The organism is Pseudomonas sp. EL_65y_Pfl1_R83 (assembly GCF_963970695.1).
Lineage (GTDB): Bacteria > Pseudomonadota > Gammaproteobacteria > Pseudomonadales > Pseudomonadaceae > Aquipseudomonas > Aquipseudomonas tritici.
Map to the genome: position 1 here is coordinate 67701 of NZ_CAXAQI010000001.1, position 21740 is coordinate 89440.

Annotated in this window: 19 protein-coding genes and 1 pseudogene; 6 read left to right on the forward strand and 14 right to left on the reverse strand. The window is 60.7% G+C overall.

The features are described 5' to 3' along the window. Positions 1-6: 6 nt before the first annotated feature. Together AACY08_RS00340 and AACY08_RS00345 are read right to left on the reverse strand one after the other, a co-directional pair. Positions 7-2226 (reverse strand): polysaccharide biosynthesis tyrosine autokinase, encoded by a 2220-nt coding sequence (locus AACY08_RS00340; protein ID WP_339467267.1) that lies wholly within the window; start codon positions 2224-2226, stop codon positions 7-9. Positions 2227-2267: 41 nt separating this feature from the next. Then, entirely contained in the window at positions 2268-2708 is a 441-nt protein-coding gene (locus tag AACY08_RS00345; RefSeq protein ID WP_065876044.1) for a low molecular weight protein-tyrosine-phosphatase, read from the reverse strand. A gap of 230 nt (positions 2709-2938) precedes the next feature. On the opposite strand from AACY08_RS00345, the gene AACY08_RS00350 reads away from it, so the two are divergent. Together AACY08_RS00350 and AACY08_RS00355 are read left to right on the forward strand one after the other, a co-directional pair. Next, on the forward strand, positions 2939-3247 hold the full coding sequence (locus AACY08_RS00350) for a phosphomannomutase (RefSeq protein ID WP_339467268.1): 309 nt from the start codon (positions 2939-2941) through the stop codon (positions 3245-3247). Further along, entirely contained in the window at positions 3244-3576 is a 333-nt protein-coding gene (locus tag AACY08_RS00355) for a hypothetical protein (protein ID WP_339467270.1), read from the forward strand. Before AACY08_RS00350 ends, AACY08_RS00355 begins: the two co-directional genes overlap by 4 nt. Here the strand turns inward: AACY08_RS00355 and AACY08_RS00360 are convergent. From AACY08_RS00360 to AACY08_RS00390, 7 genes and pseudogenes are all read right to left on the reverse strand, one after another. Next, positions 3528-4148 (reverse strand): hypothetical protein, encoded by a 621-nt coding sequence (locus AACY08_RS00360; RefSeq protein WP_339467271.1) that lies wholly within the window; start codon positions 4146-4148, stop codon positions 3528-3530. The two genes, AACY08_RS00355 and AACY08_RS00360, sit on opposite strands and share 49 nt — an antisense overlap. Positions 4149-4439: 291 nt before the next feature. Further along, positions 4440-5400: pseudogene (locus AACY08_RS00365) on the reverse strand (ABC transporter transmembrane domain-containing protein); the annotation flags it as partial. Between the two features lie 23 nt (positions 5401-5423). Then, a complete protein-coding gene (locus AACY08_RS00370) occupies positions 5424-6188 on the reverse strand; it encodes an energy transducer TonB (protein ID WP_339467273.1) in 765 nt (254 codons plus the stop codon). Then, a complete protein-coding gene (tolR, locus tag AACY08_RS00375) occupies positions 6185-6631 on the reverse strand; it encodes a protein TolR (protein ID WP_339420414.1) in 447 nt (148 codons plus the stop codon). The genes AACY08_RS00370 and tolR overlap by 4 nt, the downstream gene beginning before the upstream one ends. 15 nt (positions 6632-6646) lie before the next feature. Further along, positions 6647-7339 (reverse strand): protein TolQ, encoded by a 693-nt coding sequence (tolQ, locus tag AACY08_RS00380; protein ID WP_339467275.1) that lies wholly within the window; start codon positions 7337-7339, stop codon positions 6647-6649. 47 nt (positions 7340-7386) lie between these two features. Continuing rightward, on the reverse strand, positions 7387-9252 hold the full coding sequence (locus AACY08_RS00385; protein WP_339467277.1) for a phytase: 1866 nt from the start codon (positions 9250-9252) through the stop codon (positions 7387-7389). Positions 9253-9394: 142 nt separating this feature from the next. After that, positions 9395-11908 carry a TonB-dependent receptor gene (locus tag AACY08_RS00390; RefSeq protein ID WP_339467278.1) on the reverse strand — a complete coding sequence of 838 codons (2514 nt, stop codon included), beginning with the start codon at positions 11906-11908 and terminating at the stop codon, positions 9395-9397. Positions 11909-12232: 324 nt separating this feature from the next. Between AACY08_RS00390 and AACY08_RS00395 the strand changes: the two genes are divergently transcribed. Together AACY08_RS00395 and AACY08_RS00400 are read left to right on the forward strand one after the other, a co-directional pair. Beyond that, positions 12233-13147 (forward strand): GGDEF domain-containing protein, encoded by a 915-nt coding sequence (locus AACY08_RS00395; RefSeq protein WP_339420409.1) that lies wholly within the window; start codon positions 12233-12235, stop codon positions 13145-13147. 1 nt (position 13148) lies between these two features. Next, a complete protein-coding gene (locus tag AACY08_RS00400) occupies positions 13149-14186 on the forward strand; it encodes an AraC family transcriptional regulator (RefSeq protein WP_339467280.1) in 1038 nt (345 codons plus the stop codon). Here the strand turns inward: AACY08_RS00400 and AACY08_RS00405 are convergent. The 5 genes from AACY08_RS00405 to AACY08_RS00425 all read right to left on the reverse strand — a co-directional run bounded on the left by AACY08_RS00405 (position 14173) and on the right by AACY08_RS00425 (position 19526). Then, the gene (locus tag AACY08_RS00405; protein WP_339467281.1) at positions 14173-15054 is read right to left on the reverse strand and encodes a LysR family transcriptional regulator; all 882 of its coding nucleotides are present in this window, start codon (positions 15052-15054) and stop codon (positions 14173-14175) included. The two genes, AACY08_RS00400 and AACY08_RS00405, sit on opposite strands and share 14 nt — an antisense overlap. Before the next feature lie 181 nt (positions 15055-15235). Next, the gene (gene ycaC / locus AACY08_RS00410; protein ID WP_049712843.1) at positions 15236-15853 is read right to left on the reverse strand and encodes an isochorismate family cysteine hydrolase YcaC; all 618 of its coding nucleotides are present in this window, start codon (positions 15851-15853) and stop codon (positions 15236-15238) included. Positions 15854-15881: 28 nt separating this feature from the next. After that, a complete protein-coding gene (locus AACY08_RS00415; RefSeq protein ID WP_339467282.1) occupies positions 15882-17720 on the reverse strand; it encodes an amidohydrolase in 1839 nt (612 codons plus the stop codon). After that, entirely contained in the window at positions 17717-18307 is a 591-nt protein-coding gene (locus tag AACY08_RS00420; RefSeq protein WP_339467283.1) for an antibiotic biosynthesis monooxygenase, read from the reverse strand. The genes AACY08_RS00415 and AACY08_RS00420 overlap by 4 nt, the downstream gene beginning before the upstream one ends. Positions 18308-19055: 748 nt before the next feature. Further along, positions 19056-19526 (reverse strand): Lrp/AsnC family transcriptional regulator, encoded by a 471-nt coding sequence (locus AACY08_RS00425; RefSeq protein WP_339467285.1) that lies wholly within the window; start codon positions 19524-19526, stop codon positions 19056-19058. 123 nt (positions 19527-19649) lie between these two features. Between AACY08_RS00425 and AACY08_RS00430 the strand changes: the two genes are divergently transcribed. Next, positions 19650-20885: a methionine gamma-lyase gene (locus AACY08_RS00430; RefSeq protein ID WP_339439468.1), complete on the forward strand. Its 1236-nt coding sequence runs from the start codon at positions 19650-19652 to the stop codon at positions 20883-20885. 155 nt (positions 20886-21040) lie between these two features. Continuing rightward, a complete protein-coding gene (locus AACY08_RS00435) occupies positions 21041-21718 on the forward strand; it encodes a response regulator transcription factor (RefSeq protein ID WP_339467287.1) in 678 nt (225 codons plus the stop codon). Positions 21719-21740 lie beyond the last annotated feature (22 nt).

Consider the following 21740-nt stretch of genomic DNA (forward strand, 5'->3'; position numbering starts at 1 on the left):
GGCTCATCAGACCTTGTCGGACTGATAGGCATAGCTGTAATAGCCGTAGTCGCCGTAGCCATAGCTGGCGGAACGACGTTTTTCCACGCCATTGAAGATCGCCCCTTTGAGCTCAATGCCGTTCTGGTGGAAGCGCCGCAGGGTTAGCTCAATTTCCTTCGCCGAGCTCACTCCAAATCGGGTCACCAACAGGCTGGTGCCCGCCAGGCGTCCGACAATCGCGGCGTCGGTTACGGCCAGCAGTGGCGGCGTGTCGATGATCACCAAGTCATAGTGTTCGCTGACCTCAGCCAGCAGAGCGGCAAAATTGGGGTGCATCAGTAGCTCGGACGGGTTCGGCGGAATCTGCCCACGTCCGATAAAATCAAAACGCTCGACAGCCGTCGGATGAATCGCCTGCTGCAAATCGCAACGTTTGGCCAGCAGGTCGGACAAACCCTCTTCCACTTTCTTGCCAAGCATCTTATGCAAGTAACCCTTGCGCATATCGGCGTCGATCAGCAGTACGCGCTGGCCCGACTGCGCGACAATCGCCGCCAAGTTGGCCGAGACAAATGTCTTGCCCACTTCGGGGCTGGGACTGGTGATCATCAATCGGTTGTTCTTGGCCTCGAGCATGGCGAAGTGCAGGCTGGTGCGAAGGCTGCGCATGGCCTCCATCACCAAGTCGTGAGGGTGATTGAGCGCCAGCAACGACGGTGCGGCCGAGCGGCCCTTGGCTGCGTTGGTTTCCTCGGCCTTCTGCAACAGGCTGAAAGGAATCGAGGCGTACACCGGTAGCCCGAGTTTCTCGATGTCATCCGGGCTTTCCAGGCGTCGGTTGAGCAGGCTGCGCACCAGTACCAGCCCGACCGACAACATGCCGCCCAACACCATGGTGAGCAGCACCACGATGGCTTTTCGCGGTTCTACGGGCTTGGCAAGGTTAGCGTCGGCGCTGTCGATCAAACGCACGTTGCCCACAGTCCCGGCACGCATCACGTCCAGCTCTTGGGACCGGTTGAGCAACTGGGTGTAGATCTCGGTACCCACCTGCACATCTCGGGTCAGGCTGAGCAGTTCTTGCTGGGTGCTGGGCAAGCCTTCGACACGCTTGGTCATCTGCGCTTGCTTGGCGTTGAGTTCAGCGAGCTTGGCGATCAACGCGCGATAAGCCGGATGATGCGGAGTGAACTTGCGGTCCATCTCGGCCTGTTGCAGCTTGAGTTCGGAGATGCCAGTGTCCAGGGCCACCACTTGGTCCAGCACGGCTTTGGCTTCGAGACTGATGTCGATGGATTTGCTCCGGGTCTGAAAGCGGTTCAAGGCGTTTTCAGCCTTTTCCAAGTCGCGGCGCACCTGGGGCAGTTGGTCGTTGAGGAATGATAAGCTTTGCGCCGCTTCGGCCGAGGTGCGGTCGACGTTTTGCTTCACATAGAGATTAGAGATTTCATTCAACGTACGAATCGCCAACGCCGGACGCCTACTCTCCAGGGACAGGCTGATGATCCCAGACTCCTTGCCGCGCTCGACCACTGTGAGCAGGTCTTGGTAGTCGGCCACGGTATCCAGCCGTGGCTTGCGCACAATTTTGAAGTGCGTACCGGGGTTGGCGCGTAGCTCCTTGATCAGGACCTCAACACCGTCGGCTGCAAATGGCACACCGGCGCGGCCTGCGGCGATCTGATTGCCGTCCTCATCAAACAGCGTGTAGGCCTGGTCAGCGCCGGCGACCAGTATCAACTGGGTGCCCAGCAGCCCGGCAGGCAGCTTCAACGTGGTCAGCAACAGTTGCTCGCCACCGGCCGAGTAGCGGCTGAACCCAAACAGCGGCGGAGCAATATCGCCTTTATGCTCCGGTGCGTAACGTCGTGCCAGGAAGCCGCCAATCAACGGAAAATACTGCGCGTTGATGGTGATATCCAGCGCCAAGGTGTCCACGGTCTTACCGATGATGGTGCGCGACTTGATCAGCTCGATCTCAGTCACCGCCGGCGACTCTTTCCCCAGCAGGCTGCTGACATCGGAGAAACCGAGCATGTCGTTTTTCTTCGGTTCCACCTGGATCAACGCATTCGCCTGGAACACCGGCGCCGCCAAGATGGCGTAGGCCGCGCCGATCAGCATGCACGTGCCAGTAATCCCCGCGATCAGCCACTTATGATCGATCAGGGTGCCAAGCATGCCGAGCACATCGATCTCGTCACGGTGGGGGGTGTCCGGGGAGGCGTTCTGGGGTGAGTACATAAATCGCGTCTTCGTCCTTGCAATCATTTAAAGAGGGAGCATCAGCGCGCCAAGCGCTGGGCCCAGGCCTGCGCAGCCTGTTCGATCAATGCATAGGCCTGCACAAAGGCAGGCTTGCCCTGGCGATAGGGGTCGGTGATCTCGCGGTCGTGCTGCCATTTGCCCAGCAGGAACACCTTGCCCCGTGCTTCAGGGGCCAGGTTGAGCACACCGTCGATGTGCCGTTGCTCCATCACAAGGATCAGGTCGGCTTCGCTCACCGCTTCCACACTGAGTTGCCGCGCCTTGTGCACCAGGGGCACATGCCCATGCTCCTGCAACACTTGCCCCGCCAGCGGCTCCAGTGGGTGATCACGCAGTGCCGCCAGGCCGGCCGAGCTCACCCGGATGCCGGAAGGTGCAAGCGCGACGCCCAGCAAGTGTTCCGCTGTGGGGCTTCGGCAGATGTTGCCGATGCACACGATTAATATCTTTTTGAACAAGGCAACCTCCCACGCACCGCATGCTTATTTTTCGGCAAAAGGGACGACCTTATTAAACAACCAACAACTAATTTCCGAGTAATTATGACCACAGCTGATAAAGGGCGACCATCTATCGCGCAAGACAAAAAATAACAACAGTTGTATTAACCGACGAAAAATAACATTCCAGTACTTTTCCCCCTCTACATAATAAAGTGCCGCCTGACTGCAACAGCGAAGGGACGGCCATGAACACTTCAAAGTTATTGGTAGAGCGCATTGGCCTATTTCCTTCTTCGGGAAATATTCATGTTGACGTGAATAACTCAACGCGCGTCGTCGAGCGCATGCAGCTGTTATATGGCGACAACTCGCTGGACAGCGATGAGTCCTGTACCGGGTTGTCCATGGTCTTTGCCGATTGGCGCTTCAAGTTGCAGGTCAGTGACGCATTGTCGGTATGCTTGTGCGTGGAAAGCCGCGGCGACAGCCAGCTCATGCAGGTCAAGACCGCCGAGCTGCTGGCGAACATCTCCGGCACCGAGGAACGGCCATGAGCCTGCTAGATGATGTGATCCGCCGCTATGCGCTGAGGAAACTCACGGGGATGTTCGAAGGCTTTGCCGAGCCGGCGGTGGGCGCGCAGTATCGGCGCAATACCCAGGCCATCGGGCGCTGGCTTGAACAACTGCACGGCAGTTCCCCGCAGGAAGTCACCCATACGCTGTTCAAGCAGATGAAAGAGGCGCGGCGGCGCGGCGATGTGCGGCGCTTCAACGCACAGACGGTGTTGCTGGAGCTGATGGTGGAAAGCAACCGGGCCTTGGACCTGGTGACTTACTCGGCCTTCCTGTGCGCAGCATCCGAGCGCCATGAAGGTTCTTGATGGGCTTGCTCGGCCCCCGACAGCGTGATTGCGACACGATTGAGCAGCAACTCGGCGTTGTACTTGGGCAACAGGGCACAGGCCAACAAGACCACCAACCCGCCACCGATAAACGAGGGGGAGACCTTGACAGGGGTGGCTTCAATCCGCCAAAGAAACACGAGCGCCGCGCCCACACCCAGCACCGCGCCAGCCAAGGCTTCATTCAACGGATGGATATAAGGCGCGACGCAATAGGCACTGAACCACAGACTTGCCAATAACCCCACCAGCGCCGCCGGCCAGCGCAAAGCCGGGTTGAACTGACGCGCCACCAGACTCGCGCCCGCCGTGACCATCAGGCACGTGTTCATTGCATGGCCGCTTAATACGGCGATGTCCAAGTGTTGAAACGATAAGCCCCACCCCTTGAACAACACCTTGCTGAGTGCAACCAGTAAGTAAGTGGCACCGACTGTCAGTACCCAGGTCCGAAGTGCCCGAGGATTGGAATACCAGAGCCATACAGCAATGATTATCGCGGCCGGAACCATGACGGTGATGCCGCCATATTGCGCAAGTTCTGCCCGCATAAATCTCCTACCGTTGACGTGCCCTATTCGGCGCCCATCAGACCTCAGCCCAAGGGGAAATACAACGTTATCAACGGTCAGCCTTACACTGCGCACCCTGCATAAAATGCAATTTACTAATCAAAAATACAAAATATGATTCTTTATTTTAATAATTAGGATAGAACCAGACGGCATTTTACACCGGCTGCCACTGCCCCTACCTTGGACGAGCATGACCGACCCCTACCCGGCGGAGGTGTTGATCCCTACTCGACAAGGACAGACCATGAGCATTGAGCCGGCTCATTTGTGCGGCCTGCATGACCGACTCCAACGCGATACCGGGGTCTGTGAGTGCAATATTTTCGCGAATGCTGCGGTTGAACAGCATGTTGTCCTGGAGCACCACACCAATCTGCCTGCGCAACGACGACACATCGGCCAACGCCAAATCCATGCCGTCGACCAGTACTCGCCCACGTTCCGGAACATACAAGCGCGGGAGTAAACGCGTCAGCGTGCTCTTTCCAGAGCCCGAACGCCCCACCACGCCAATGACTTGCCCAGCCTCGATCTGCACGCTGATACCGCGCAAGACTTCAGAGCCATCCACCCGATACCGGAAATGCACTTGGTCAAATTCAATATGACCTTTCAACGGTGGTAGCGCACTGCGCGCCGCCTGAGCCATTTCCGTGCGCGAGTTCAGAATATCCCCCAGGCGCTGCACAGAAACGCCGGTCTGCTGAAAGCTGGTCCAGAGCTGCGCCAGACGCATAATCGGTTGGGAGACCCTGCCGGCCATCATGTTGAACGCTATCAGTGCGCCCACCGTCAATTGACCGTCAATCACCAGTCGTGCGCCCATCCAAAGCGTCGCCACCGTGACCAGTTTCCCAATAAAGGACACGCTCTCGTTGGCAATCGCCGAAAGGTTTTGGGTCTTGAAACCTGCGGCGACGTAGCCTGCAATCTGGTCTTCCCATTTGCGGACGACCTGAGGTTCAACCGCCATGGATTTCACCGTATCGATGCCATTCACGGTCTCGACCAGAAATGCCTGGTTTTCCGCACCGCGTGCAAAGCTATCCTGCAAACGCGCACGCAGGACGGGTGTAACTATCAGCGATACCAAGAAATACAAGGGCAGCGACAACAGGACAATCAAGGTCAGCCACGCGCTGTAGTAGAACATCACAGCAATAAACACCACCGAGAACAGCACACCGAGCACCACCGTGATGGCGTTGCCGGTGAGGAAGCTCCCACATTGATTGAGGTGTCTCTGAGCAATCATTTGATGCGGTAGTGGAAGGTGTTGCGCACTGCCGGCACGGGCACGGGTTTTCCATCGACAATCCTTGGCTGGTAGCGGAAGGTATTTGCCGCCGCCAATGACGGTCGCATGAACAGAGGGTGGCAGCCCTGCAACACCTTGGGGTTTTCCACACGGCCCTGAATGTTGACGGTGTATTCCACCGAGCAGTCGCCTTCGATGTTCTTGTCCAGGGCACGCTCGGGGTAGTCCGGCGCTTCCTTGCTCAAGGGCTGGTATTGGCGGCTGTCAAACGCGGGCGCGGGCGCCGGGGGTGCGGGGCGTGCGCGTTCAGCGGCGAGGCGCTCCTGGGTCAGGCGTTGTTGTTCCTGCTCGCGGTTGCGCTGCTCGGTGGCTAAACGTTCCTGTTGCTGCGCGACCTTCTTTTCCTCGACCCGTTTGCGCGCCAAAGCGGCTTTCTCAAGTGTCTGCGCCTGGATCTGAGGGTCAACCGCAGGCTTCACCGGCACAGGCACGACGACGGGCTCCGGCGTTGGTGGAGCTGCAACGACCACCGGTTCAGGCACGGGAGCCGGTGCCGGCGGCATCATCACCAATTGCGTATGCATCACCCTCGGCGCCTCCGCCACCGGCTTCTCGGCCGACCAACCCAGCATCAGCGCCGCCACCACGCCAACATGCAGGGCCACCGCCAGGCCTGCCGCGAAGCTGTTTCTCCAGAACCCGGAAGCCTCCCGGGGTGCCACCGTCAATGTTGGACTGTGCATGATCATCGCCGTCATTGCGGGGCCTCGGTCACCAGCCCCAGGTTGCTGACACCACCCTTCTGCAACACCGCCATGGCCGATACCACACGTCCGTAGCCGGCGTTATCGTCAGCGCGGATGTACACCTGAGTGTCGCTGCGCGCCGCCACCACCTGCGAGATCTTGGCGCCCATTTCATCCAGGCTCACGGCACTGTCGGTCTGGTGCTGGGTGTCGAGTTCGCCCCCAAGGTTCCAGTAGTAGCTGCCATCGGCCTTGACCGACAGCGTGAGGATTTGCTGGCGGGTGTCGGTGGCCAGTGCCTCGGCGGCGACCTTGGGCAGTTCAATCTTTACGCCCTGGGTGAGCATCGGCGCGGTGACCATGAAGATGACTAGCAGCACCAGCATCACGTCGATATAGGGCACCACGTTCATCTCGGCCTTGGGCCCGTGCTTGCGTTGCGGCCTGGTTAACATCGGCTTGCTCCTTGTTCAGGCGGCCACGGCCAGGTTGATCGGCGTACCGCGCAAGGTGCGGTGCAGGCGCACTTGCAGTTCATTGCCGAAGGCGTAGTAGCGGGTGAGCAAGGTCTGGCCACGCGCCGCGAAGCGGTTGTAGGCGATCACCGCCGGGATGGCCGTAAACAGACCAATGGCCGTGGCAATCAGCGCCTCGGCGATACCCGGCGCCACCGTCGACAATGTGGCCTGCTGCACCTGGGACAAGCCGATAAAGGAGTTCATGATGCCCCACACGGTGCCGAACAAGCCGATGTAGGGGCTCACCGAGCCCACGGTCGCCAGGAATTGCAGGCCTTTTTCAAGCTCGATTTCCTGCTCGGTGATCGCCACCTGCAAGGCGCGTTCGACACCTTCCAGCACGGCCGGATCATGAGCGTGCAGATGCTGGTATTCCTGTACCCCAGCGATGAAAATCGGCGCAATACCACCCTCGCCCGCCTGCACAGTTTCGCGGTACAGCGGTTGCAGGTCAGGCGCAGCACGAAAGCGCGGCACAAAGCCTTTCAACTGGCGCTCCAGGCGCCGCAGCACACTGGCGCGCTGAATAATCAAGTACCAACTGAGTAAGGACGCCAGCAGCAAAGTGACCATCACCGCCTTGACCAGCAGGCTGGCGTCGCTGATCAAACCCCATATCGTCATATGTTCCATCGTCGCGTGCATTGGTGAACTCCTATTCGATTAAAAAGTGATGACGGGTGGATGACGCTTCACGGCAATTTCAGCGCGCGAGTGACATCGGCCCACGGCACAAACTTGAAGTTCTGGGTCTGCTCGGGCATGCGCTTGCGCCCGTCCTGCACCACCAGCATGCCTTTGCTCCACGGCCCGCCGAGGTTGATGGCGGTGACTTCCAGGCCATCGGTTTCCGAGGCGCCGTCGATCCCGGCAGCCGCATTCAGGCCGACGCGGAATGCACCGTGCATGGCAAACGGCGGTTCGGCATCCACCACCAGGTAGCTGTCATTGCCCTGACTGGAAATCACCAGGTAGTCACGCTCATTACTCTGGTACAGCGCCAGCCCCTCGACATCCGCATGCAGTTGCGGGCCGACCTTGATCACGCTGGTGAGCGTGGCGGGTTGGTCGCCGCGGGCATCCACCGCCCACACACCCACGTCTTCCTCTCCCAGGAAAAGACGCTGGCGCTGGTCGTCAGCCACGCAGCCTTCGGGTTGACTGTCGACTTTGAACTGGCGCACCAGCTTGCCCTGCACCCGACCGTCCGGAGCGCTCAGGCGGTATTGCAGGAAGGTGCCGTCCTTGCCGTTGGCGATCGCGTAGATCTCACCGCTGGCGGGCTGGAACAGGCAGATGCCGTAGATTTCCTTGAGCGGCGTGGGCACTTCACCGGCTTCGCGCAGCTCTCCGGTTGTGCGGTCGATGCTGAACAGGCTCAGGCTGTTGTGATCGCGGTTGCTCGCCACGGCGAGGTCGACCGTTTGAGCGCCGAGCTTGAAGTTGGGACGGACATCGACGTTGTTCAGCCGACCGACCGCCAGTTCCTGCAACAGCTTGCCGTCGAGGTCATAGGCCAGCAGGCCCTGCTTCTTGTTGGTGCCGAGCACGCGGCTTCTCTCGGGTTGCTCGGGGTGAATCCAGATTGCCGGGTCATCCGCCGCATCGCCCTGGCGGCCGACCGGATCGGTTTGGCGCACAGCAGCGACTTCAGGCAGCACTGGCTCCACCGTCACCGGCTTGGCCTGCCAGTTGACTGTGCCTTGGTAAAGCTTGCCAGTGTCGTCATCACGCACCAGCACTTGCTGGCCATTGATGGTCAGTTGCTCCGGTTCTTTGAGGCCCGGCAGCGTCAGGCTGGCGTGTTCGATCCAACGCTCACCGTTGTGTTGGAACAGGTGCAGTTGGGCGGTCTTCGGATCAAGCGCGACCACTGCGCCCGGCACCAACGCCATAGCGCCGGCTTCGCGCTTGGGATTGTCGAACAGCGCCACGGGCGTGCGTTTTACCTCAGCCTCAGGGTGCGCCGGGTAAGCCCACCAGCCGACGTTTTCTTCATTGACGACCAATTGTTGGGTGGCATCATCCACCTGGCAGAACTGCGCCGAGGGCGGCAGCGGCACACCGCGTACGCGTTGTGGCTCGCTCATCAGCGTCGAACCGTTACCCACCAGCCATTGCTCGCCCTTGCCCTCCTCGCCTACCAGAAACACAAACAGGTTGGCCGCCGCGTCGCGGTACAGGCACAGGCCGTTCACCGCGTAGTCGCGGGTGGGCAGGTACAGCGGTTTACCAAAGCTTTTGCGGGAAGGATCAAGGCTGACCAGCAGCGCTTGCTGGCGGTCGTTGTCGAGGCTGGCGACCAGCACCTGGGCGCCGGCGGCGCGGGTGTCGAGGCCGGTGAAATTGCCTTTGAAGCGAGCCAGTTCCACGCCTTTGCTATCGAGCAATTGCAGGCCGTCGCGGGTGCTGGCAGCGAGGCGTTCGGTGGCTTTGGGCAGGAAGGCAATCGCTTCGGCGTTGAGGCTTGGTGCCCAAGGGGCCAGGGCCAGATCGGCGGCGACTACGTGGCCGCAGGAGGCCAGGGCCATCAGCAAATACAGCTTGGAAATTCTCATGAACAAACAAATCCTTCGAATACAGTGAAGATCAACGGTGGGAGCTGGCTTGCCTGCGATGCAGACACCTTGTTGTGTCAGGCAGACCCCGTCGATGAAATCGCAGGCAAGCCAGCGCCCACATTTTGAAATGCAGTACTTATTAGAAATGGGTAAAGGTCAGGCCCACTTTGTAGGTGGGGCCGTACTCCTCGTACTGGCCGTTGTAGCTGCGGTGGCCCGTGTAGACGAAGTACGACTCATCGGTGAGGTTCTGGGCCTCGAAGCTGACTTGCAGGTTCTTGGTCAGCGAGTAGCGCGCGCTGAAGTCGACAAAGGTCTGCGCATCAACGTGCAAGTCATGGGCCTTGTCGTTGATCGAGGCCAGCTCGTAGAGGTAAGCCGATTTGTAGTTGGCCGACAGGCGCAGGCTGAGCGTGTCGTCCTCCCAGCCGAGCATCAGGTTGCCCACGGTGTCGGACTGGTTGGGCAGGCTGATGTTGCGTTTGCGGTTAGAACCGCTGGCGGCATCAAAGCCTTCGATATCCGCACTGGAGCGGCTGAAGGTGCTGTTGGCGCCGATCAGCAGGCCATTCCAGGGCGCGGGCAGCCAGTCGAACTTCTGTGAGTAGGCCAGTTCCAGGCCGTACAGCTTGGCGCTGTCGCCATTGGCGTAGGTGTGCGCCTCGGCGAAGTTGGTCCAGCCGCCGGTACCCGCTACGTCGGTGTTATAGACGAAATTCTTGATGTCTTTGTAGAACACGAACGCCGAGACGGTGCCCGCGCGCCCCATGAAGTGCTCAATGCCAAGGTCCAGGTTGCTCGACTCCAGGGGCTTGAGGTCCGGGTTGCCAAAGGTGGCTTCGTCATCGTCGATCACAAAACCCGGAGCCAATTGGCCAAAGGTTGGGCGCACCACGGATTTGGTCCAGGCCGCACGTACTTGCGTGTTCTTGTCGATCCGGTAACGCGCATGCAGGCCCGGCAGCCAGTGGTGATAGCGCCGCTTGGTTTCGGTGGCAGTGAACACGCCGTCGGTGGCACCGGTGCCCTTGGCTTCGAACTCGGTACCCTCGTAGCGCAGGCCGGCGATGAAGCGCCAGTCATCAATGTCGACGGTGTTCATCAGGTAGCCGGCGTTGATGTCTTCGCTGATGGTGTAGTCGTTGACCCGCGATTCGGTCTCGTCATAGAAATCCGCAGCGTTGAGGCTGCCGATCAGTTGCTTGATGCCGCTGGCGCTGATGCCGGGGCCGTAGTTGCCGAGGCGGTAGTCGACGTTGCCCTTCTGGAACTGGGAGAGGTTGAGCGAGTCGGCCGTAAAGCCGAGGGTGTCGAAGTCTTCGTAGACCCAGGCCTCCAGGTCGTTGTCCTTATTGCGGCGGCTGACCTTGCCGCCGAATTTGACCTGGGACGCATAGCTGCTCAGGTCGTAGTCGCGGGCCAGGTCCAGGCGCAGGTTTTTCTCGGTGTCCTTGGTGTTCTGTTTTTCCCAATCGACTTTGTCGAGGGTGAAGTTACTGGCGTCGTAGAAGCCGCTGCCGATGATCGGGCGTGGCTTGTCCTTGTCGTAGAAGCCGCTGTTGGCAACGTCGCCGCCGTCGAACGTGGCGCCGGCGATGTGCGCCGGGCTGTCTTCGCTGGACTGGCTGTAGCCGGCCTGGCCGCTCAGGGTCCACAGGCCAAGCATGCGTTCGCCGCCGAACACGTAGGACTGGATTTCCTGGGTTTCTTCACGGTTTTTCAGCTTGCGCTTGGCCTCGGCATCGCCCAGCTCGCCGGGCGCTTGGGGGGCGGAAAATTCGAGGCTGGTGGAGTTGCGGGTCTCGGTGTCTTTGTAGCGGCTGTACAGAGTGCGCAGGTAGTAGCTGCTGAGGTCATCGGGTTTGTAGTCGAAGTTCAGGCCGCCGCCCGCGCGTTCGCGGCTGATGTCGTAGTCGCGTTGTTCGAATTCATTGAGCTTGGCGCCGTTGGTGAAGTCCCAGGCGCCGCCGGTTTCGACGTTGTCCGAGCCGAAGTCACGCTTCTGCCAGCTCAGCGCTGCGGCCACGCCGAAGTTGTCGATGCCGTCGCCGAGGCTGAAACGGTTGCTGGCGGCGCCAGAGAATTTCGGGCTGGTCTGGCTTGTATTCTTGTCGTAGCTGGCTTCGGTGCTGCCGGTGTAGAACAGGCCTTTGTGATCAAAGGCCGAGAGGCTTTGCACGTCAACGGTTCCGCCAAGGGAGTTGGCGTCCATGTCCGGGGTGAGGGTCTTGATCACCGACAGCGACTGCACCAACTCCGACGGCAACACATCCAGGGCCACGGCACGGCGAGCACTTTCCGGGGCGGGCACCAGGGTGCCGTTGATGGTGACGCTATTGAGGTCCGGGCCCAGGCCACGCACGCTGACGAAGCGCCCTTCGCCCTGGTCGCGCTCGACGCTGATACCGGGCAGACGCTGCGCCGCTTCGGCGACGTTTTCATCAGGCAACTGTGCCACGCCGTCAGCATGCACCACGCTCTTGATGCTGTCGGCACTGCGCTGTTCCTTGAGCGCCTGGTCAATGGCAGCAGCCTGGCCGATCACTTCGACGTGCTCGGTGGTGGTGGCCTCGGCTGCGTTCAGCCGCTCGCTGGCCATCGCCAGGGTCAAGGCAGTAAGCGTGAAGCTGACGAGCCCGGTGCGCTTGTACATGCAATCCTCCCCAAGAATCCGTTGGCGCCAGGCAAGAGGCCCGGCAACTGGGAGGGCACGCTAGGGGTGGGGGATGACGGTTCTGTGACAGGGGTTGGCGCGAAGGCCCGTAAACCGGGGTTTAGCGCGAGTTCGAGCATACAAATGAGCTGAAATGACCTCGGTCAAACTGTGCGGGCTTGCTCGCTCCCACATTTGAACGGTGTTTGCCTGTGGATTGTGTTTATGCCGTGAGCTGATTCGACCCCTCCCCACCGTCACGCAACCGTCACATCCATCTGCTGTGCTGGCGCCCACGACTGAATCATCAGAGGACTCGCGGCCATGTTTTCCGTGCTCAAACCCCACCGCTGGAAACTCTCGCTGCTGCTGATCGCCGCCAACCTCGGGCTGATCCTGCACCTGGCCTGCGGCGAGTTGAAAAGCTTCAGCGAGTGGGTGTGGCTGGACATCTTCGGCGAAGGCGGATCCGCGCTGTTGGCATTGGTCTGGCTGGGCCTGGTGTTGAAAAGCCGCCCGGCCGGGCGCGTCACCAACTACCTGGCGCTGGGCCTGTCGTGCATCTTCTTCTCGTGGTGGATCGACAGCCTCGACGAATTCATCCGCCTGCCTGACAGCATCACCTGGGACCACTGGCTCGAATCCGGGCCGATGCCGGTGGGCATGATCCTGCTGACCATCGGTATCTACCACTGGCATCGCGAACAACTGGCGATCAGCGCGCAGATGGAAAAGCGCGAGCGGCTGTTCCGCGAGCATCGGTTGTTCGACAAACTCACGCCGCTGGCCGGCGCCGACTATCTCAAGCGCCAGCTGGCCGACAGCCTGCAAGATAGCCTCGACCAGCAACAACCGCTGTCCTTGCTGGCCCTGGACCTGGACAACTTTGCCGCGATCAACCAGGCCTACGGGCATGCCGAGGGTGATGCAGTGTTGCAGGCCCTCAGCCATTTGCTGTTGCTCAACCTGCGTCGCCAGGACCTGCTGTGCCGCCTGGCCGGCGATCGTTTTGTGGTACTGCTGCCCAATACCGGCGAGCGCCAGGCCAAGGAGCTTGCGCTGGAGTTGCAGCAAGCAGTGCGCGGCCTGGCGCACAAGACCCGGCAACAAGGCGAACGCCTGCAACTGGCGGCGACCACCGCGGTGGTGATGGCACTGAACGAGCCGCCCCACGACTTGCTCAAGCGCCTTAACCTGGCGCTGGCCCATGCCAAGCAGCCCCTGGCGAAAAGTGCCTGAGATGGCCGTTAAGACCAACTGGTATGAAGCCGACAGCCGCTTCATACCCGGGCACTATCAACCCGCCACGCTGATCGACCTGGCGTTGTCCCGGGACATCGACAGCCATCGCCTGCTGCGCGGCACCGGGCTGTTCCACGAGGATATCCTGGCCGGCAACGCGCGACTGAGCCCACAACAGTTTCTCGGGTTGATCGGCAACAGCCGCAAGTTGCTGGACGCCGACGACAGCAGCTTCCTGTTCGGCCAACGCTTGCTGCCCGGCTATTACGGCGCGGCCAGCCATGCCCTGGGCCATGCGCAGAACTTGCATCAGGCCCTGGAAATCCTGATCCAGCAACAGGTGCTGCTCAGCCCGTTGGTCACGCTGCAACTGGAACTGGATGAGCACCATGCCTACCTTTACTGGCTGGACAGTTGCGGCGCCGGCGAGCACTGGCGCTTTTTGCTCGAAGCCAGCACGACCTCGCTGGTTGCCATGAGCCAATGGCTGAGCGGCGAGCGTCTGCCGTGGGCGTGCAGTTTCAGCCATGCCGAGCCGCGTTATGTTGAGCAGTACTGGGTGCATCTGGGCGAAGAAACGCGCTTCGAACGGCCGCTGGACATGATGAGCATCCCCCGCGAATACCTCACCCGCACGTGGCCCGGCGCCTCGGCCACGGCCGGCCAGGTGGCGCGCCGACAAGCCCGCGAGCAGATCGAACAGTTGGGCTTTGCCGGCAGCTTTCTCGACTGCCTCAACGACTACCTGCGCGAGCAGGTGCGCCAGCCTCCCAGCCTGGAACAGGCCGCGCACGCCTTCGCCATGAGCCCGGCGACCCTCAAGCGCAAGCTGTACAAACACGACACCGGATTTCAGCAGCAGGTGGACCGCGTGCGCAAGCAGGTGGCGCTGCACCTGTACCAGGTCAAGGGCTACAGCAATGACGAAGTGGCGGCGTACCTGAACTTCAACGATGCGGCGAACTTCCGCCGCTCATTCAAGCGCTGGACCGGCAGTACGCCAAACTTGATCCGGCAGTTGTTCAACAGCCGCTAGCCAGGCATTCACGCAGAAACTCCACCAGCGCCTGCACCGGTCGCGAACTCTGCCGGTGTTGCGGGTAAACGGCCGAAAGCGTCAGGGCTTCGGGGGCAAAGTCATCCAATACGCTGACCAGGCGGCCGTCCTTTAACGCATCGCCGACGATAAACGTCGGCAGGTACGTCACGCCCAGCCCGGCGATGGCGGTATCGCGCAGCAGATCGCCGTTATTGACGCGCATGCGCCCGCTGACATTCAGCGCCTGCACCTTGCCCTTGAAGCGCCATTGCACCTGGCGGCCATGGCCATAAGGCAGGCAATCGTGTAGGGCCAGGTCCTCGGGCTGCAACGGCGTACCGCGCAGGGCCAGGTACCCGGGGCTGGCGCAGTACACCCGTGGGATGCTGGCAATACGGCGGGCGATCAGGGTGGAATCTTCCAGGGTGCCAATGCGCAGCACCAGATCGTAGCCCTCGCCGATCAGGTCCACGGGGCGATCGCTTAAGTCGACTTCCACCGACACCTGCGGATGGCGCTGCAAAAACTGCGGCAACAGGCAGCCCAAATGGGCCATGGCAAACGACAACGGCGCGCTGAGGCGAAGGGTGCCGCGTGGCTCGCTGTTCTGCCCGGCAATGCCCTGCTCCACTTGCTCGACGTCACTGAGCAGGCGCAATGCGGATTCGTAATAAGTCTGGCCGAGTGGCGTGACATCCAGGCGGCGTGTGGAACGGTTGAGCAGGCGCACGCCCAGGCGATCTTCCAGCTGGATCAGGCGGCGGCTGACGAACTGCTTGGACAGGCCCAGCTGTTCGGCGGCGGCGGTAAAACTGCCGGACTCCATGACCTGGCAGAACAGGCGCATGTCTTCAAAGGGGTTCATTGTCGCTTCTCGGTGGACATTTGTGGTTTTTATAGCGGGTATGTCGCCACACCACAAATCAAGTGTGGGAGCTGGCTTGCCTGCGATAGCGGTGTGTCAGCCAACATTGCTGTCAGCTGACACACCGCCATCGCGGGCAAGCCCGGCTCCCACAGGGTTCAGCGGTGTTCTGTGGCGCAGCTTACTTGGCCGTAAACGCCGAGTAGCTGTTCATCAGGTTGCGGTAGTTAGGGATGCGCGGCGACAGCAGGTTGGCCAGGCCTTCCATGTCGTTGCGCCAGTCAACTTGCAGCTCGCAAGCCACGGAGAACCAGTTCACCAGTTGGGCACCGGCGGCGGTCATGCGCGCCCAGGCCGCTTGTTGCACGGTTTCGTTGAAGGTGCCGGAAGCGTCGGTGACCACGAACACTTCGAAGCCTTCATCCAGGGCGCACAGGGTTGGGAACGCCACGCAGACGTCAGTCACTACGCCGGCGATGATGATCTGCTTGCGGCCGGTCGCCTTGACGGCCTTGACGAAATCTTCGTTGTCCCAGGCGTTGATCTGGCCAGGGCGCGGGATGTAAGGCGCGTCCGGGAACAGGGCTTTGAGCTCTGGGACCAGTGGACCGTTAGGGCCGCTTTCAAAACTGGTGGTGAGGATGGTCGGCAGATTGAAGAACTTAGCGACGTCGGCCAGGGCCAGTACGTTGTTCTTGAATTCGTTCGGAGAGAAGTCCTGTACCAGCGAGATCAGGCCGGTCTGGTGATCGACCAACAGGACAACGGCGTCATCTTTGTTCAAGCGCTTGTAAGTCATGGGGTAACTCCTGTGGGATGTAGGGGATTCAGAAAGCAAAGCACGAGCAGCCAAACGCACCCCAGAAACCCTGGAAGTCGCTGACCGGCACGCTGGAAAGACGCGCCTTTTCATGGCTGTGGGCATGCACGCCGCACGGGCCGCTGCATTGGTGAACTTGAGCTTGCAAAGTCGAGCTTGGACGCCAGTGACCCGGCACCTTGACCACCGGCGACCAGTCCGGCAGCACCGGAACCCGTGGCGGTGCGTAATCTTCGAAATCGCCGGCGCCGTAGACCACCTTGCCGCCGACCACGGTCAGTACCGATTCGATCCACTTGATGGCTTCTTCATCGACACTGAAAAAGTCCGCCGACAGTGCCGCCACATCCGCCAATTGCCCAACCTTGATCTGGCCCTTCTTGCCCTGTTCAGACGAGAACCAGGCGCTGCCATGGGTGAACAGTTCCAGCGCGGTGAGGCGCGGCAGGCCTTCGGCGTGCAGCTCCAGGCCGCCGACGGTGCGGCCGCTGACCATCCAGTACAACGAGGTCCATGGGTTGTAGCTCGACACCCGCGTGGCGTCAGTGCCGGCCCCTACCGGTACGCCTTCGGCCAACATGCGCTTTATCGGCGGCGTGGCTTCGGCAGCTTTGGCCCCATAACGCTCGACGAAGTACTCGCCCTGGAACGCCATGCGGTCCTGGATCGCAATCCCGCCGCCGAGGGCACGCACGCGCTCGATGTTTTTCGGGGTGATGGTTTCGGCGTGATCGAAGAACCACGGCAAACCGTTGAACGGGATATCGCGGTTGACCTTCTCGAACACGTCGAGCATGCGCGAGATGGATTCGTCATAAGTTGCGTGCAGACGGAACGGCCAGCGCTGCTCCACCAGATGGCGCACCACCGGCTCCAGCTCCTGTTCCATGGTCAGCGGCAAGTCGGGGCGCGGCTCAAGGAAGTCTTCGAAGTCCGCCGCCGAGAACACCAGCATCTCGCCCGCGCCGTTGTGGCGCAGGTAGTCATCGCCCTGGTGCAGGGTGACGCTGCCAGTCCAGTTTTTGAAGTCGCTGAGTTCTTCCTTGGGCTTTTGGGTGAACAGGTTGTAGGCGATGCGCACCGTCAACTGTTCGTCCTTGGCCAGTTGCTCGATCACCGCGTAGTCATCGGGATAGTTCTGGAAACCACCGCCGGCATCAATGGCGCTGGTGAGCCCCAGGCGATTGAGCTCGCGCATGAACTGGCGGGTCGAGTTGACCTGGTATTCCAGCGGCAGTTTCGGGCCCTTGGCCAGGGTCGAATACAGGATCATCGCGTTAGGCCGCGCTACCAGCATGCCGGTGGGGTTGCCGTTGCTGTCACGCACGATCTCGCCACCCGGCGGGTTTGGCGTGTCCTTGGTGTAGCCGGCCACGCGCAGCGCGGCACGGTTGAGCAAGGCGCGGTCGTAGAGGTGCAGCACGAACACCGGAGTATCCGGCGCGGCCTGGTTGAGTTCTTCCAGGGTTGGCATGCGCTTTTCAGCGAACTGGAATTCGTTCCAGCCACCGACCACACGCACCCATTGCGGCGTAGGGGTTCGATCAGCCTGGTCTTTGAGCATGCGCAAGGCATCGGCCAGGGACGGCACACCTTCCCAGCGCAGTTCAAGGTTGTAGTTCAGGCCCCCACGGATAAGGTGCAGGTGCGAGTCGTTGAGGCCAGGGATGACGGTGCGGCCCTTGAGGTCGATGACTTTCGTGCCGCTGCCGCGTAGCGCCATGGCTTCACCGTCGGTGCCTACGGCAACAAATCGCCCCTGGCTGATGGCGACGGCGGTTGCACGTGGGTTTTCACGGTCCACGGTGTGGAACTGGCCATTGAACAGAATCAGATCGGCGTTCATAGGGTTTCCTTAACAGAGGTTTCAAGCCAGGGAGCGAACAGGCGGGTAGCCGCCGGCATCAGCAGGTACACCACCAGCACAACGATCGTCACGGTGACCAGGAAGGTGGCGACTACATAATTGGAGAGGAACGGGTGCAGGCGCAGTACCGGTCCCCAGATGATCGGCACCAGCAGGGTCAGCGGCAGGATTACAAACAGCGTGACCACGGCTTGCTTCCAGCGTGGCGGCTTGGGGATGTTTTCAGTTTCGGGGTTGAACCAGAATTCGTTGACCGCGCCGATTTCGGTTTTGTCGCCGTCGGCGAGCATCGGGGCGGCTTCGGCAATCAGGGTATTGCGCTCGGACGAGTGGAGCCAGGTTTCCAGGTCGTCGGTGGAGCGGTAGCGCAATATGCAGGTGAACATCGCCAGCTTGCCTTGCTTGCCGCGCACCACATCGACGCCCAAATGGCCAGGACGGTCGCCGGCGATGCGCACGATGCGGCGCAGCCAGGCTTCGTAATCGGCTTCACGGCCTTGTTTGATCAGGTGTTTGACCACCAGGGTGACGACTTCGTCGGAGCCTGGTTTTGGTGCTGGGTCCATGGGGTGCCCCTCTGCCTTGATGTTTCAGCGATGAGGCTAGTTTGCAGGGGGTGGGGTGGGGAAAATTGGATGTACGTGCTGTTTGGGGGGGATTGGGTTGGGTGGGGTACATATCCATTATTTGGGTAACGGCTGATATGGGTTCCGCCCTTACGGCGGGTCACTTTCGAAAAGCGCGAAAGTAACCAAAGCGCTCTTGCCCCAACACTCGGCACCTCGCTTAGGCTCGGAGTGCCCGTAATCCGACATGGATTTGGGGGGCCGCCTAAGATCAAGATCACAAGCCAGATCAAGAGCAGGTTGATATCTGCCTGATGAATGGGGATCCAAATTGTGTGAGCTGGCTTGCCTGCGATGCAGGCAACTCGGTACATCAGATAAACCAGGGTGATGCCATCGCAGGCAAGTCAGCTCCCACAGTTGACCGAGATCGGCTTCAAAAAACCGGTCGGCGCTAAGGCCGCCGCGCTTTGTTTTTGATCTGGGGCGCCCCGTTAAACACGCTGGCCGAACGCAGGCTTGAATACGTGGGTAACCCGGCAGGACGCCGGGTTAGCCGCGCTGGGCCAAGGATGGCCCAGCGCGGCGGCCCACGGATTCAAGCCTGCGTTCGGGCACACCGAGCCTAAGCGAGGTGCCGAGTGTTGGGGCCAAGCGTTTTTGGTTACTTTTTGCGCTCTTCAAAAAGTGACCCGCTGTAAGAGCGGAACCGTAGGTGGCCGTGACCTAAATAACGGATATACCCCCATCACCCCGGCAACGGAATCACCCGCAACGCCCGCACCGACTTATAAGAAAAACTGGAGTAAATCTCCTTAACACAAGGCAACGTCTGCAACACCTCACGCGCAAACTCGCCAAACGACTCCAGATCCTTCGCCACCACTTCAAGCAAAAAATCATACCGCCCCGACACGTTGTGACACGCCACAATCTCCGGAATCTCCAACAACCTTTGCTCAAACGCCCGGGCAATTTCCTGGGTATGACTCTCCATCATGATGCTGACAAATGCCGTCACCCCATACCCCAGCGCCTTGGGCGAAAGAATCGCCTGATACCCGCTGATCACCCCGCTCTCTTCCAGGTTTCGCACCCGCCGCCAGCACGGCGAGGTGGTCAGGGATACGCGTTCGGCCAATTCGGCCACTGTGAGCCGGGCATTGCCTTGCAACGCGTTTAAAAGAGCCTTGTCGGTACGATCCAGACTGACGGGCATAATGTGCCTCTGTTCGTTATTTTTATAGGAATTTCATCCCAAAATGCAGGAATTAGCAGCAAATAATGCAACGTTCATCTCTGGTTATGAGCATAGCATTGTAGGAAATAGGGAGCGCCCGACATGAACAATAAACACAATGCACTCGGCTTTTCTACCCGCGCCATCCACCATGGCTATGACCCCAAGGACCACCACGGCGCGCTCGTGCCACCGATTTACCTGTCAGCCACCTTCGCTTTCCCTACCGCCGAATATGGCGCCGCCTGTTTTGCCGGTGAAGCCAGTGGCCACTTCTACACACGCATTTCCAACCCGACCCTGGCGTTGTTGGAATCGCGCATGGCGACCCTGGAAAACGGTGAGGCGGCGGTGGCATTCAGCTCCGGCATGGGCGCGATTGCGGCGACGTTCTGGACCCTGCTGCGGCCCGGCGATGAAGTGATCGTCAGCCAGACCCTCTACGGCTGCACCTTCGCCCTGCTGCACCATGGCATCGGCGAATTCGGGATCAAGGTGCGGCACGTCGACCTGACTGACCTGGCCGCCCTGCAAGCCGCACTCTGCCCCGCCACCCGCATGATCTACTGCGAAACCCCGGCCAACCCCAACCTGCAACTGGTGGATATCGCCGCCGTGGCGGCTCTCGCCCACCAGCAGCCCAACGTGACCGTAGTGGTCGACAACACCTACTGCACGCCCTACCTGCAGCGCCCCCTCGACCTGGGTGCCGATGTAGTGGTGCATTCGGCGACCAAATACCTCAGCGGCCACGGCGATATCACCGCGGGCATTGCGGTGAGCAACCAGACCCTGGCTCAGCGTATTCGCCTGCAAGGTCTCAAGGATCTGACCGGCGCAGTGATGTCGCCCCAGGACGCCTCGCTGTTGATGCGCGGCCTCAAGACCCTGGCCCTGCGCATGGAGCGCCATTGCAGCAACGCTCAGGCGGTGGCCGAAGCCCTGCAGGCGCACCCGGCCGTGGAGCGGGTGACGTATCCAGGGCTGCGCGCCTTCCCACAATACGAACTGGCGACGCGCCAGATGAAAATGCCCGGGGGCATGATTGCCTTTGAACTCAAGGGCGGCCTCGAGACGGGACGTCGTTTCATGAATGCACTCAAGCTGTTTACCCGCGCGGTCAGCCTGGGCGACGCAGAGTCACTCGCGCAGCACCCGGCGAGCATGACCCATTCCACCTACACCCCGGAGGAACGCGCCCGGCACGGGATCAGCGAAGGGCTGGTGCGTCTGTCGGTGGGGCTTGAGGACGTTGCGGACTTGCTGGCGGATGTGCAGCAGGCACTGGCCAAGTGCGCGCGCGCCGCGCCGCGTCGTACTCAATTTGTGAGTGCTTGAGCCGATCTTTTCAGATTGGATCCCCTTCCCGCCGCCACGCTGTACTAGCATAGGTCCCGGCGGGAAGGACTATCACGGCAGGTTGTTCGCATTGGCTAGCCTCTCAATCCCCGCCGCTATAAAGCCGAGTACCTGCACGCCTCATGGACGAATTGATGAACGCACACTTGTTCCCTCATATTGGCAAGGTCATCGCCAGCACCGGCAGTCGCCATTTCCCACGCATGCTGCATGACCTCATCCTCACCCAACTGGCAGTGGACGCCACCCATATCACCCAATTGCAGGTCAGCACCGACGGGCACCCCCGCCGCAAGATCAGCCCGGTCTATACCGACTCGGTGGCAACCCTGAACGGGAAACCGCACGCCGCGCAATTGCACCTCACCCGCCAGAAGGACGACGTACGCTACGTGCTGTCGGTGTATCGCTCACACCCGTCAGACAGTTTCTCGCCGCAGGAACGCAGCCTGCTGCAGGACTTCTCCACGCTGCTGTTGCCCTTGGTGGAAAAGCACATCGCGGCAATCCACCCGTGCCGTCAGGACCGCGACCCGGTGATGCCGCAAAACCAGGGTATCGAAATCCTGCGCCGGCGCATTGAAGAGCGGTTGGTACAGTCGGGGTTAACGTTGTCCAACCGTGAGCTTGAGGTGTGCCTGGGGCTGCTGGCCGGGCGCACGGCGCCGGAGCTGGCAGAGCAGTTGGCATTGAAGGTCAATACCATTGAGAGTTACTTGAAACGCGCAGCGATCAAGCTGGGGATCAGTGGGCGGCATTCGTTGTTGCGGTGGCTGTATTCGACGGCGGATGACGCGGCTGCACATCCATGAAGCACCGCTGCCCCTAGGACGC